The sequence below is a fragment of the Betaproteobacteria bacterium genome (assembly GCA_009377585.1).
Classification (GTDB): Bacteria; Pseudomonadota; Gammaproteobacteria; order Burkholderiales; family WYBJ01; genus WYBJ01.
The window spans coordinates 15,685-28,326 of record WHTS01000074.1 but is presented as its reverse complement, the minus strand read 5'-3'; the positions used below and the strand labels follow the sequence as shown (position 1 = coordinate 28,326).

Here is a 12,642-nt window from a genome sequence, read left to right as displayed (position 1 = left end):
AAGATACGTCGTCGTTTTCACGACGTTGTCCCACGCGGCGCCGACCGACCGGAGCGCAATCTCGATGTTGTCGTACACGGCGTTCGCCTGCATAAACCCACAATAGTCCCGTTTTATCTTATCTCCCTCGTTTCGTGCGCTACGGGATCGACATCCCTTGCGGCCTCGCGCTGACTGCCGTTTGCCTTTGCGAGGACCTGATGCCAGGCGCTCTGTACCCCGCCTCGATCCAGCGCCGTGGTCGCGCCTGCGACCAAGCAATCGCGAGCCGGAGCGAGCCGGACTATTAGCGGTACTTGATGCCGGCCGCCTTGATCACCTTTCCCCACACCGCGCTTTCCTCGCGGATTTTCCGGTCGAACTGCTGCGGCGTCGCGTAGACGATCTCGGTCGCGAGCTTCGACAGGGTGGACTCCAGCTCCGGCCGGCCGAGCGTGCGCTTGATCGCCTCGCTCAACTGGGCGACGACCGACGGCGGCGTGCCGCGCGGCGCCAGGAATCCGTACCAGCCGCCGGTCTTGAAGTCGAGCCCGGACGCCTCCTTGACCGTTGGCAGCTCCGGCAGCACCGCCGAGCGCTTCTCGCCGCCGACCGCGAGCGCGCGCACCCGCCCGTTCTTTATGAAGGCCAGCGTCGGCGGCAAGCCGTTGAACATCATGTCGACCTCGCCCGCCATCAGTGCAGTCATCGCCGGCGCCGCACCCTTGTAGGGGACGTGCACGAGGTCGATGCCGGCTGCGACCTTCAACAGCTCGCTCGCCATGTGGATGCCGACGCCGACGCCGCCCGAGCCGAAATTCAACCGGCCCGGCTGCGCCTTCGCGAGCGCGACGAGCTCCCTGACGGACTTTGCCGGCACGATCGGATGCACCAGCAGCACGTACTGCGCTTCCGCCACCTGCGCGATCGGTACCAGATCGCGTTGCACGTCGTAGGGCGTGTTGGGATTGAGATTGGGCACGATCGCGAGCGGCCCGGAGAATCCGAACAGCAGCGTATAACCGTCGGGCGGGGACTTGACTACCATTTCCGTGCCAATCAGGCCGGCCGCGCCGACGCGGTTCTCGACCACGAGCTGCTGGCGCAGCTCTTCCGAAAGGCGCTGGGATATCGCGCGGCAGATCACGTCCACCGGCCCGCCCGCGCCGGAGGGTGAGATGACGCGGATCGGCTTGCTCGGATACGCCTGTGCGAACCCTGCCGCGCTGAACATAGCGCATGCGGCGAACATCAGCACGCTGCAAACGGACTTCATGAATCCTCCCCCGGGGTTTCCTTGATTGTGTCGAGTTATTCTGAGGGTAGACGCGGCGGGCCGCAAGACTATAGGCGTGGGAAGGCGGTGGCTTGGTAGCGCGTCTGTATCATTGCCGAAGCGCGATCGCGTGCACGCGCGCGCAAGTCAACCGGCCGCGCGAGCATCGGGGCTGGCCGGCGCTGCTGCGCATGCTCGATTGGCGCCAGGCGGGCTTCGGCAGCTGGTGTCTTGAGTCAGAAGTTCGTCACCCTCGCGAACGCGGGGGTCCAGGTGGAGTCTCGTTCTGGATTCCCGCTTGCGCGGGAATGACGAATTACAACGAATTTAAGATTCACCACACTAGCCAAGCGCCGAGCGAGGGCGCCGGTCTTACAGGGGCGTCACGCGCCAGCCACCGGCGTGCGGCGCAAACCCTAGTGGCATGCAGTTGGCGAGCGCTGCGCTGCGCGGTGGGATCTGCAGCCATTCGCTCAAGATGCGAAACGTGCCGGAGTGGGCGACGATAAGCGGCAGCCCGCTTGCGCGGATCTGCTGTAGGCCCGCAAGCGTGCGCGCGCGGAATGCTTCGATGCTTTCGCCGCCCGACGGTGTCACGCCGGCAATGCGCAGCTCGCGCGGCTTGCCTTCCAGCTCGCCCCAGTTGCGTTCGGCGAGCTGCGGCACGAAGACGATCGGCAATCCGAGCGTTTCGGCGACGCATTGCGCGCTGGCGCGCGCCCGCTCGAGCGGGCTCGACCAGATGGCGTCGATGCCGCCGTGCGCGAGCCGTTGTGCGGCCAGGCGCGCTTGCGAGAGACCCGTGGCGTTCAGCGCCACGTCGGCTGAGCCGGCGATCAGGCCGAGCCGGTTGTTCTCGGTTTCGCCATGGCGCAGGAAGCAGAACGGCGCGGCCAACAACGGCGCGTTCGGCGCGCTCATGGCGATGACGGCGGGATGTTCAATCGCCGGTCGGTGTGATCTGGAACGCCTTGACTGCTTCCAGTGCGCTCAGCGCGGTCGACAGCTCGCGCAGGTTGCCCGTGTCGAGCGTGCGCACGACCATGCGGTACTCGAACTGGTCGCCCTCCTCGCGCAGGCGGTAGGTAATGTTGGCGATGCTGAATCCGTGCCCTGTAATGAGCGAGCGCAACTCATCCTCGTTCATGGCGTGTCCGTGCTCGAAGCGCACGCTGAAGATGGCGTACTGCTCGGTCGGCATCCGGCGTTCGATCCAGCGAAAGGTGGAGAGCGTACCCAGGACGAGCACGGAAGCAATCGCGGCGGGCAGGTAGAAGCCGATGCCGACCAGAATGCCGATGGCCGCGGTGATCCAGATCGAGGCCGCGGTGGTCAAGCCTCGCACCGACATCCCGTCCTTCATGATGACGCCGGCGCCGAGGAAACCGATGCCCGTCATGATGCCCTGCGCCATGCGGGTCGGGTCCACCGTCACGCGCGCGCTGCCGCTGGGTATGAACCACTGGCTTTCGTATACCGTCACGAGCATAAGCAAGCTGGAGGCGAGGCACACCAGCGCGTGGGTGCGAAAGCCCGCCGGGCGACCGCGATAGCTGCGCTCCAGACCGATCAACGCGCCCACCGCCAATGCGCTGCCCAGGCGTATGCATATTTCGAGCAAGTCGTTCATCGCCTTCCCCGACGCCATGCGCCGTGTCATCGATAGGCGACGAATATTGCATAGCTGGACGAGGTACGCAACGCTCGCGGAGCGGCGGCGTGAGCATTCCTGCGAAGACCGCGGGAGAACCGCCGAGCTTGCGCGTACGCGCGAACGGTCAGACGTCGTTGGTTATGCTCGCGGAATCGCAGCGGGAGCCCTATCCTTGCAGCGAGCATATGGCGCGTGAAATCGCGGCGGGGGTCCGAACCTTGGAGAGGAAATATGGCGCGTGAAACTGCGGTTGCAGCCGTCGTCGGTGGCGGCAAGATGGGTTGCGATATTGCCGCGGTGCTCGCCGCCGCCGGCTGGGCGGTGCACTGCCAGGAGCCGGAGGCGCGCATGCGTGCGTCGCTGTCCGCGCGCTTTCGCAGCGCGCTCGCGCCGCTGCGCGCGGCAAAGTCGACGGCCACGCGCTTTCATGTCCACGAGGAGCTCGGCGCGATCCCGTGGCCGCAGATCGCGCTGGTGATCGAGGCCGTTCCCGAGCAGTTGGCGCTCAAACAGAACCTGTTCGCGCGTATCGAGGCGCTCGCACCGCGCACGGCGATCCTGACCACGAACACCTCGAGCCTGCGCCTCGCCGACGTGATGCGCAAGGTGAAGCACAAGGACCGGGTCGCGATCGTGCATTGGGCGACGCCGGCTAATATCTCGCCGCTGATCGAGGTCGTGCGCGGCGCTCGAACCTCGCCCGCAACCATCCGCCGAATCAACCAATGGATGCGCAGCCTGGGCAAGATCGTCGTGAACCTCAATCGCGACGTCCCGGGCATGATCGTCAACCGTGCGCAGCACGCGATGATGCGCGAGTGCTTCAGCCTCGTGGACAAGGGCATCTGCTCGCTGCAGGACATCGACCTCGCGGTGCGCTACGGCTTCGGCTTCCGTTATGTCGTCTGCGGGCCGGTGCGTCAGCGCGATCTCAACGGGCTCGTCATCAATCACCGCGCCGCGACCCAGATCTATCCGACGCTGAACAGCAGCCGCGTGCCGCCGCGGGCGATCGCGAGCCGAGTCAAGGCGGGACACGTCGGGGTGACGGTCGGCCGCGGCTTCTATCGGTGGGACAAGCGCACGCTCGGGCCCTGGCTGCAACGCTACGAGAAAACGCTGGAGGCCCTGCTGCGCCTGATGCGCGAAACGATCGACGGCGAAAAGGTGCAGAATCGAAATCGTCGCACCTCGCCGCGACGCGCGAGTCGCGTTAGCCGATAGCGCTCACAGGCCCTTCAGCTCGCGCGCCGCATCGGCCACCAACGTTCGAAACCACTTGTGCAGGGCGCTGCCGTGAGTGCGGTCGTGCCAGAAGAGCCGGATCGCGATGCGTGGCATGCCGACGGGGCAGTCGTATTTGCGAATCGCGAGGCCCCGCACGAGCAGCTCTACCATGCGCTCGGGAACGGTCGCAATCAGGTTCGAGCGCGCCACCATGTGCGGCACGGCCGCGTAGTCGTGCGAAGTCACCGCGTAGCGGATGCGCTTGCCGTATTGCGCGACGGCGCGATCCGCCGCGTCCACGTGGCTGCGAATGAGGGTGCGCACCTGCGCCAGCGCGCAGAAGTCCTCCAGCGACAGCCGGGAGCGCACGGCCGGGTGGTTGGTGCGCGCGATGCAGACGAAACGGTCCTCGAACAGATTGCCGAAGCGCAGCTTGTCCGGCGGCTGATCGACGCCGCCGATGCGAAAGTCGATTTCACCGCGCTCGAGGCGCATGTCCGCCATCTCGCGGTTGGGCGCGCGTGTCTCCAGCACCAGGCCGGGCGCGAGCTTCTCCAGCCGCCGAACGACGAAGGGCATCAAAACGGCCTCGGCGTACCCGGTCGACGTGAGCGTCACCTTTGCCCGGGTCGTGCGCGGATCGAATTCGGCCGCGGGATTCATGATGCCGTCGATACGCGCCAAGGCGTCGCGCACGGGACCGATCAGCTCCAGCGCCTTGGGCGTGGGCGTGACACCCATCCGCGTGCGCAGAAACAGCTCGTCGGAGAACATCACTCGCAGTTGCGCCAGTGCGCGGCTCATCGAAGGCTGCGGCATCTCCATGCGCTGCGCCGCCTTCGAGACGCTGCCGGTGGCGGCGAGCGCGTCGAAACACAGCAACAAGTGCAGATCACGCCTGCGGATATTCATGTCACGGATAATACATATCTCCTCATTGAAATAGACAGTGCCGCCGTTCACTCGATAGCATCTTCGCAGGCAACGGCATTCACAATGGGGAGCGGCGTCCGGCTTCACCTCCCTACTGAAATGGAGGAGACCCATGCAACCATCGACAAAGTCGATTGCGGCTCTATCGCTGCTGTTCGCCGCCGCAGCGGCCTGCGCGCAGTCGGATTACCCCGCCCGGCCGATCCGGCTCGTGGTCACCTCCACGGCCGGGGGGACCGGCGACACGCTGGCGCGGGTAGTGATGAAGATCGCCGAAAAGGAGATCGGCGCCAACATCGTGGTCGACAACCGTCCTGGCGCCACCGGCACCATCGCGGCGGACATGGTGGCCAAGGCCGAACCGAACGGGTACACGCTGCTGCAGACCTCGACGTCCATCATCACCATCGCCGCGGCCGGACGGAAACTTCCGTACGATGTCATCAACGATTTCGTGCAAGTCACCAATCTGGGCACCGCCGAAGGGTACATCGTGCTGGTGAATCCGAACGTCAAGGCGGCTTCGATCAAGGAACTGATCGCGCTCGCCAAATCGGGATCCCTGCTGTACGGCTCCCCCGGCAACGGCAACCCGATCCACTACATGACCGAGGCGCTGAATCTTCGCGCCGGCACGAAGATGACGCACGTCCCCTACAAGGGACTCGCGCCGGCGCTGATCGCGCTGGTTTCCGGGGAGATCAACGTGCTGCTCGCGCCTGCGCTCGCCACGCGCCCGCACATCGAGGCCGGGCGCATGCGTGCGCTTGCGTCAGTGAGCGCGAAGCGAATCTCGTCCATGCCCAATTTGCCTACGATGGAGGAGGTTGGATTCAAGGGCTTCACGCTTCTCGGCGGCTGGCAGGGCATCTTCGCCCCGGCGAAAACTCCGGGGGTGATCGTCGAAAAGTTTCAGGGTGCCGTAGCCAAGGCCGTGCATTCGAAGGAGATCGAAGCCTTCATGGAGAAGGGCGGCTATATTCCCGATGGCCGCAGCCCCGCCGAGTTCAGGGAGCTCGTCGTTTCCGATTTCAAACGCTTCAGCGAGCTCGCTCGCGTCGCCGGCATCAAGGAGTAGCCAACATGTTCATCACCGATTCGCAGGTTCACCTGTGGCTGGACGAGTCGCCCGAGCGGCCTTGGATCAAGGGCGCGCGCGAGCGGCTCATCAAGAACGGGCACCGCACCGAAGCCTTCAGCTACGAGGAATGCATCCGGGAGATGGATGGCGCAGGCGTCGATCGCGTGATGATCGTGCCGGGCTCGTGGGAAGGCGATCGGATCGACTACGCGCTCAAGGCGTGCGAGGCTTATCCCGACCGGTTCGGCGTCATGGCGCGGATCCCGCAGAACAAGCCCGAGGAAGCGAAGGCGATGCTGCGCGACTGGCAATCGATCCCTTACGTCAAGGGCACCCGCATCACCTTCCACCGGCCGATCGACCGCTACTGGATGATCGACGGCACCATGGACTGGTACTGGCCTTTCGCCGAAGAGGTCGGCGTGAAATCGATGATCCATGCGCCGATCTGGAAGCGCGAAACGGGGCAAGTTGCAAAGCGCCATCCCGGGCTGAAGCTCATCGTCGACCACATGGGCATTTTCACCCGCACCACCGACGACGGCATCGGCTATTGGGTCGAAGAGACGATCGAGCTCGCGGAGCACCCGAACATCTACGTCAAGGTCTCGGCCATTCCCAGTTTTTCGACCAAGGCGTATCCGTTCGAGAACGTGAACGGATACGTGCGCGACGTGGTGAAGGCGTTCGGCGCCGAGCGCTGCTTCTGGGGCACCGACCTCACGCGGCAACTCAACCATGGGCTCAGCTACCAGAATTGCATCGAGCACTTCACCCAGCACATGGGGTTCACGCCGCAGCAGCTGGAATGGATCATGGGCCGGGGCATCAACGAATGTCTCGATTGGCCGGCGCCGGCGCCCAAGCTCGCGCCGCAACCGGCCAAGGGTGCGTGAGGAGCTCGCGATGAAATACGCCAGCTCAGGGACCAACACGGAAACCGGCGTGCGGCGCAATCCGATTGCGCAGGCGGGCGCATGAAGATGGCGCAGGCGCACGCATGAAAATTGCCGTCGTCGAGGACTACGCCAACGTCTTTCGCAGCGCTCCGGCGTATGCGCGTCTCGCGGGGCACGAGGTGGTCGTCTACACCGAGCCCGAGACGGACCGGGAGCGACTCGCCACCAAGCTCGCGGATGCCGACATCGTCGTCGTCACGCAGCAGCGTACGCGCTTTCCGCGGGCGCTGATCGAGAAGCTGCCGCGGCTGCGCTTCATCAGTCAGACGGGCCGCAACATCGGCCACCTGGACCTCGCCGCCTGCGCCGAGCGCGGCATCGTGGTTTCGGCCATCGGCGGCGCCCAGCCGCACGCGACCGCGGAGCTGACGTGGGGACTTGCAATCGCTGCGCTGCGTCGCATTCCCTACGAATCGCAGCGGCTGCGCGACGGCCTGTGGCAATCCACCGTCGGCACCCGTCTCTACGGCAGCACGCTGGGAATTTACGCCTACGGGCGCATCGGCGCCCTGGTCGCGCGCGTCGGCGCAGCGTTCGACATGCGCGTCGTGTGCTGGGGCCGGGAGGGCTCGACGGCGCGTGCGCTCGCGGATGGCTACGAGGTGGCCACGAGCCGCGAGGTCTTCTTCGCCGAGACCGACGTGTTGAGCCTGCACCTTCCCCTGCGCGACGAATCGACCCGCGGCATCGTGACCGCGCGCGACCTCGCTCTCATGAAGCCTACCGCGGTGCTGGTCAACACGAGCCGCGCCGGCATCATCGAACAAGGCGCGCTCGTGGCTGCATTGAAAGCGGGCCGGCCGGGGTTTGCGGGCATCGACGTATTCGACGACGAACCGGTGGTGGGTGCGTCCGACCCGTTGGTGCGGCTACCCAACGCCGTATGCACGCCGCATCTCGGCTACGCGACGCTCGAGACGCTCGAGCATCACTACGACGATGCGGTCGACCAGATTCTCGCTTTCGTCGCGGGGAAACCGATCAACGTGGTGAGCGGCGGGGGTTGAGGCTCAGCGCAGCATCCAGGCGGCGATCTTTTCGACCACCTCGCGCTCCAGGCCGTTGAACCCGTGATACGCGCGCGCCTGGCATGGATCGCCCTGGTTCGCGCCACCGGTGAAGGTCATCAGTTCCTTCCGCGGATTGGATGCGAGCTTCTCCATCAAGCGCGGCACGTCGCTGAACAGGGTGACCCGGCAGCCATCCTGCTCGTGGTGCACCACCAGCACCGGAATCCGGAGACTGTCCATCGGCATGTCGGGCACCGGCCGGCTCTTGCGATCGGCCAATACCGTCGCTGTGAGCACAATGCCGTCTGGACCGCCGTCGTCCACGAGCCGGGTCGCCACGTAGGCAACCGATTGCGTGCCGCGGCTGGTGCCGATCAACCACACCGGCAGGGCCGACTTTTGCCGCAGCCAGGCGATGACCGCCTTCACGTCGGCCGCGTGATCCGGGCGTTGCCGATAGCCGCCGAGAAACGGCGGGCTCTGCCGGTCGGAGGGGGCATCGATCACCGCGACGGCGAGGCGCTGTTCGGCGAACAGTTGGCGCGAGCGCACGAGGAAGTTGCCGGAGCCGCCGCCCAGGCTGCCGTCGTCCGCAATCTGCAGACCCCCATTGCCGCCACTGAACAGCACGACCGCCGCCTTGGCATCGGGCGGCGCGAGGTAGAGGAAGCGCTGGGTAACGCCGGGGCGGGTCGGGATGTCGATCACTTGTTCGGGATGCGCAACCGCTGAAGTGGCAAATGCGGCCGCAACCAGCACGTTGGAAATCCGCGAGCCCATGTTCAAAAAGACCTCCCTCGGCACACGTATGACAAGCAGGCGGCCGGCCGGGTGGCCCCGCTGGCGCTCGAGCGTCAGTATGTTCGCATACTTGCCGAGCACCCTGTGCACGCCGCCACGCCGACTGCACGCCAGAAGGAAAAGAAGTACCATCGCTCAAGCATTCAACCGGCTTCGAGGAGGCGCCATGGCGCTCGGCCCGCATCGCATCGAATACGAAGTCATCGAAGGCTGGGAACGCATGCCGGAAGGCTGGAGCTTCGTCGAAGTGGCCGGCGTGGCGTGCGATTCGAAGGACCACGTGTACGTCTTCAACCGCGGCGAGCACCCGATCATCGTGTTCGACAAGGAAGGCCGGTTCCTGAACGCCTGGGGCGAGGGCATGTTCGTCGGCCCGCACGGTATCTTCATCGACCGCGAGGACAACCTCTGGCTCGCCGACGACAAGGATCACACCGTCCACAAGTGCACGCCCGAGGGGAAGAAGCTGATGACGCTCGGCACCTCGGGTCAGCCCGCGAACACCGGCTACAAGATCGGTGCGAGCCCGGTGCAGCGCGCGGCCGGCCCCTTTCATCGCGTGACCAACGTGGCGGTGCTGCCGAGCGGCGACATGTACATCGCGGACGGCTACGGCAACGCTCGCGTGCACAAGTTCTCGGCGCAGGGCGAGCTGCTCTTCTCCTGGGGTGAGCCGGGGCACGGGCCGGGACAGTTCATCCTGCCGCACGGCATCGCGGTCGACAGCGCGGGGCTGGTCTATGTCGCGGACCGGGAAAACTCGCGCGTCCAGATCTTCAACGGGCGCGGCGAATACCTGCGCGAATGGGGGTTCGTAAATCGACCCTACGACATCTTCATCGACGAGCAGGACACGCTGCACATCGCCGAGGGCGGCTTCCTCAACTACATGATGAAGCGCTCCGAGGGACCGCTGCCGGCGCACGACCAGACCATGATCTGCCCGCCGGAAGGGCACGCGCCGATCGCGCGCGTCACCGTGTGCGATCCCGATGCGAACATCATGTGCCAGATCGGCGGCGAGAACCCGGTGCTGCCGGGCAACTTCATCGCCCCGCACGGCATCTGGGCCGACAGCAAGGGCGATCTTTACGTCGGCGAAGTCTCCAAGCAGGCCGGTGCGGTGAAGCGCATGGCGCCGCTGACCGTGCACTGCTTCCAGAAATTCCGCCGCCGCGCGGGCTGAGATGAAGGCGGTCGTCGTTCGCGAGTTCGGTCCGCCCGAGTCGATCCGGGTGGAGGAATTTCCCTCGCCGCAGCCCGGCGACAACGAGGTGTTGATCGACGTGCACGCCGCGGGCGTCAATTTTCCGGACATGCTCGTCATGGGCGGGAAGTACCAGACCCTGCCCCCGCGCCCGTTCGTGCCCGGCAAGGAGTGTGCGGGTGTGGTTGCGGCGGTGGGCAAGTCGGTAACCACCTGCAATTCGGGCGAACGTGTACTGGCCTGGATGGAGCACGGCGCGTTCGCCGAGCAGGTGGTCGCAGCACAGGACAACTGCTTCGTCTTGCCCGAGCCGATGAGCTTCGAGGAAGGCGCCTGCTTCGGGCTCGTCTACCAGACGGCGCACTTCGCGCTCGTGGAGCGTGCCGATCTGCGCGCGGGCGAGATCGTCCTCGTCACCGGCGCGAGTGGCGGCGTGGGCCTGGCGGCCGTTCAAATCGCCAAGGCGCTGGATGCAACCGTCGTCGCTGCGGTGAGCACTGCGGACAAGGCGGAGATCGCGTGGCGCAACGGGGCCGATCACGTGATCGACGTGTCGGTTCCGAATCTGCGCGACGGTTTGCGCGATCAACTACGCAAGGCGACCGGCGGGCGCGGCGCCGACGTGGTCATCGAACAGGTGGGGGGCGAGGTGTTCGATGCGAGCCTGCGCGCGCTCGCATGGAGCGGGCGCCTGGTGGTGGTCGGGTTCGCCGGCGGGCGCATCCCGGAACTGAAGGCGAACTACCTGCTGGTGAAGAACATCGCGGTGCTCGGCCTGCAGATCAGCGACTATCGCGACAATCATCCGCGGGCGATGCGCCGGGTCATGGCCGAGCTGTTCGACTGGTACGACCAGGGCAGCATCACGCCGCTGGTGAGCCAGGTGTACCCACTGCGTGATTTTGCAGCCGCGTTCGCCGCCATCGCCTCGCGCCAGGCGATCGGCAAGCTCGCGCTCGCCGTGCGCTGAGCGCAGAAGAGAGCTAAGGCAGGTGCACTTTCGCGCGGTTTGACGTGTCGGCCGATTGCGGAAGAATCCTGCCGCCTTGCGGCAGACGAAGGCATCATCGACGTTCCTGAACAACCGGGCGCACGACGCTCGGCCCCAGAGGAGGACGCATGAGGAGGAAGCGCATGTCCACAGCCATTCGTTTGTTCGCAGTGCTCGCCGCGGCTGCCGCTGCGGCCGCATCGACCCATGCCCAGGCCGCCGATTCGTTTCCCACGCGACCGGTGCGCTGGATCGTGCCGGTTTCGCCGGCGGGAACGACCGACATCATGTCGCGCCTGATCGGCGCCCGCTTGCACGAGCTCTGGAGCCAGCAGGTCATCATCGACAACCGCCCGGGCGGCGCGTTCGTCACCGGCACCGACATCCTGGCCAAGGCCTCGCCCGACGGCCATACCATCGGCATGCTGCTCTCGCCCCATGCGGTCAACCCGTTCGTGATGAAGAAGCTGCCGTACGACTCGGTGAAGGATTTCCAGCCCATCACGCTGGTGGCGATCGTGCCGGGATTGCTCACGATGCACCCGGGCGTGCCGGCCAAGAACCTGAAAGACATCATCGCGCTCGCCAAGGCGAAGCCCGGATCGCTCAACTACGGCTCGCCCGCGCCCATGACCTCGGGCCACCTCTCCATGGAGCTGCTCAAGCTGATGACGGGCATCGAGATCACCCATATTCCCTACAAGGGTGGGGCACCCGCGATGGCGGCCGTCATGGCAGGTGAATCGCACATGATGATCAGCGGGCCCGCGACCGTGCAGGCGAACGTGAAGGCCGGCAAGCTCAAGGCCATCGCCGTCACCACCGCCAAGCGCTCGCCCGGCATGCCCGACGTACCAACGTTCCAGGAATCCGGCGTGCCGGGCTTCGATACCTACGAGTGGTACGGCCTGTTCGCTCCGGCCGGAATCCCGCGCTCGACGCTGCAGAAGCTCAATCGCGACATCGGTTCGGTGGTGCGCATCCCGGAGGTAAGCGCGCGCCTCAACAGCATGGGCTGCATTCCGACGACCAATTCGCCGCAGGAGTTCGCCGCATTCGTGAAAAGCGAGATGCAGAAGTGGGGCAGCCTTGCCAAGAAGGTGAACCTGCAGCCGAATTGAAGAGCACACCACTTCGGCGCTTCGCGTCACCCAGCTCATGAGACGCGGGAAACTACGGGACCACACCACTCCGGCGCTTCGCGCCACCAGCTCATGAGACGCGGGAAACTTTGGAACCACACCACCCCGGCGCTTCGCGCCACCCCTCCTCGTGAGAGGAGGGGAAGGGTGCCGGCGTATTCCCGTGAGAGGAAGGCAAAGGTGCCGGTGTCTTTCCATCCTTGGCAAGGAGGGGCGGGACGCGCGAGCGCGCGGACGGGTGGTCTTTGGATCGAAAACCACACCCACCTGGCTGATCGACATGGAAGAAGTGTTGTACGAAGTTCGCGATCGCATCGCGACGATCACGCTGAACCGGCCCGAAAAGCGCAACGCGCTGACGCAAGCCGGCCTCGATGCCCTG

At 65.6% G+C, this 12,642-nt stretch carries 13 protein-coding genes; 8 read left to right on the top strand and 5 right to left on the bottom strand.

All coding sequences use genetic code 11. The annotated features are described in order from the left end of the window. Positions 1-286: 286 nt before the first annotated feature. The 3 genes from GEV05_20495 to GEV05_20485 form a co-directional block, all read right to left on the bottom strand. Positions 287-1,255, bottom strand: a complete 969-nt coding sequence (locus GEV05_20495; GenBank protein MPZ45724.1) for a tripartite tricarboxylate transporter substrate binding protein — start codon at positions 1,253-1,255, stop codon at positions 287-289. A 372-nt stretch (positions 1,256-1,627) separates the two neighbouring features. Continuing rightward, on the bottom strand, positions 1,628-2,176 hold the full coding sequence (locus GEV05_20490; protein MPZ45723.1) for a histidine phosphatase family protein: 549 nt from the start codon (positions 2,174-2,176) through the stop codon (positions 1,628-1,630). A gap of 19 nt (positions 2,177-2,195) precedes the next feature. Further along, entirely contained in the window at positions 2,196-2,885 is a 690-nt protein-coding gene (locus GEV05_20485; GenBank protein MPZ45722.1) for an MgtC/SapB family protein, read from the bottom strand. Positions 2,886-3,140: 255 nt separating this feature from the next. On the opposite strand from GEV05_20485, the gene GEV05_20480 reads away from it, so the two are divergent. Then, positions 3,141-4,133, top strand: coding sequence for a 3-hydroxyacyl-CoA dehydrogenase (locus tag GEV05_20480; protein MPZ45721.1), 993 nt, complete (start codon positions 3,141-3,143; stop codon positions 4,131-4,133). A gap of 3 nt (positions 4,134-4,136) precedes the next feature. On the opposite strand, the gene GEV05_20475 is transcribed toward GEV05_20480, so the two are convergent. After that, the gene (locus GEV05_20475; GenBank protein MPZ45720.1) at positions 4,137-5,183 is read right to left on the bottom strand and encodes a LysR family transcriptional regulator; all 1,047 of its coding nucleotides are present in this window, start codon (positions 5,181-5,183) and stop codon (positions 4,137-4,139) included. Here GEV05_20475 and GEV05_20470 point away from each other — a divergent pair. From GEV05_20470 to GEV05_20460, 3 genes are all read left to right on the top strand, one after another. Then, positions 5,182-6,147, top strand: coding sequence for a tripartite tricarboxylate transporter substrate binding protein (locus GEV05_20470; protein ID MPZ45719.1), 966 nt, complete (start codon positions 5,182-5,184; stop codon positions 6,145-6,147). The genes GEV05_20475 and GEV05_20470 overlap by 2 nt on opposite strands. Positions 6,148-6,152: 5 nt before the next feature. Next, positions 6,153-7,046 carry an amidohydrolase family protein gene (locus GEV05_20465; protein MPZ45718.1) on the top strand — a complete coding sequence of 298 codons (894 nt, stop codon included), beginning with the start codon at positions 6,153-6,155 and terminating at the stop codon, positions 7,044-7,046. 104 nt (positions 7,047-7,150) lie between these two features. Continuing rightward, a complete protein-coding gene (locus tag GEV05_20460; protein ID MPZ45717.1) occupies positions 7,151-8,116 on the top strand; it encodes a D-2-hydroxyacid dehydrogenase family protein in 966 nt (321 codons plus the stop codon). A gap of 3 nt (positions 8,117-8,119) precedes the next feature. Here the strand turns inward: GEV05_20460 and GEV05_20455 are convergent, their stop codons facing one another. Next, a complete protein-coding gene (locus tag GEV05_20455) occupies positions 8,120-8,899 on the bottom strand; it encodes an alpha/beta hydrolase (GenBank protein MPZ45716.1) in 780 nt (259 codons plus the stop codon). Between the two features lie 187 nt (positions 8,900-9,086). Here GEV05_20455 and GEV05_20450 point away from each other — a divergent pair, with 187 nt between their 5' ends. The 4 genes from GEV05_20450 to GEV05_20435 form a co-directional block, all read left to right on the top strand. Beyond that, positions 9,087-10,106 carry a hypothetical protein gene (locus GEV05_20450; protein MPZ45715.1) on the top strand — a complete coding sequence of 340 codons (1,020 nt, stop codon included), beginning with the start codon at positions 9,087-9,089 and terminating at the stop codon, positions 10,104-10,106. Between the two features lies 1 nt (position 10,107). Beyond that, a complete protein-coding gene (locus GEV05_20445) occupies positions 10,108-11,097 on the top strand; it encodes a zinc-binding dehydrogenase (GenBank protein MPZ45714.1) in 990 nt (329 codons plus the stop codon). Between the two features lie 149 nt (positions 11,098-11,246). Continuing rightward, on the top strand, positions 11,247-12,239 hold the full coding sequence (locus GEV05_20440) for a tripartite tricarboxylate transporter substrate binding protein (GenBank protein MPZ45713.1): 993 nt from the start codon (positions 11,247-11,249) through the stop codon (positions 12,237-12,239). A gap of 295 nt (positions 12,240-12,534) precedes the next feature. Then, a partial coding sequence (locus GEV05_20435) for an enoyl-CoA hydratase (protein MPZ45712.1) occupies positions 12,535-12,642 on the top strand: 108 nt, incomplete at its 3' end.

Coding starts and splice junctions, on each gene's coding strand:
- GEV05_20475 (MPZ45720.1), bottom strand. CDS start 5,183: ATGGGTCTCCTCCATTTCAGTAGGGAGGTGAAGCCGGACGCCGCTCCC.
- GEV05_20450 (MPZ45715.1), top strand. CDS start 9,087: ATGGCGCTCGGCCCGCATCGCATCGAATACGAAGTCATCGAAGGCTGG.
- GEV05_20490 (MPZ45723.1), bottom strand. CDS start 2,176: ATGAGCGCGCCGAACGCGCCGTTGTTGGCCGCGCCGTTCTGCTTCCTG.
- GEV05_20495 (MPZ45724.1), bottom strand. CDS start 1,255: ATGAAGTCCGTTTGCAGCGTGCTGATGTTCGCCGCATGCGCTATGTTC.
- GEV05_20485 (MPZ45722.1), bottom strand. CDS start 2,885: ATGAACGACTTGCTCGAAATATGCATACGCCTGGGCAGCGCATTGGCG.
- GEV05_20480 (MPZ45721.1), top strand. CDS start 3,141: ATGGCGCGTGAAACTGCGGTTGCAGCCGTCGTCGGTGGCGGCAAGATG.
- GEV05_20465 (MPZ45718.1), top strand. CDS start 6,153: ATGTTCATCACCGATTCGCAGGTTCACCTGTGGCTGGACGAGTCGCCC.
- GEV05_20455 (MPZ45716.1), bottom strand. CDS start 8,899: ATGGGCTCGCGGATTTCCAACGTGCTGGTTGCGGCCGCATTTGCCACT.
- GEV05_20440 (MPZ45713.1), top strand. CDS start 11,247: ATGAGGAGGAAGCGCATGTCCACAGCCATTCGTTTGTTCGCAGTGCTC.
- GEV05_20470 (MPZ45719.1), top strand. CDS start 5,182: ATGCAACCATCGACAAAGTCGATTGCGGCTCTATCGCTGCTGTTCGCC.
- GEV05_20445 (MPZ45714.1), top strand. CDS start 10,108: ATGAAGGCGGTCGTCGTTCGCGAGTTCGGTCCGCCCGAGTCGATCCGG.
- GEV05_20460 (MPZ45717.1), top strand. CDS start 7,151: ATGAAAATTGCCGTCGTCGAGGACTACGCCAACGTCTTTCGCAGCGCT.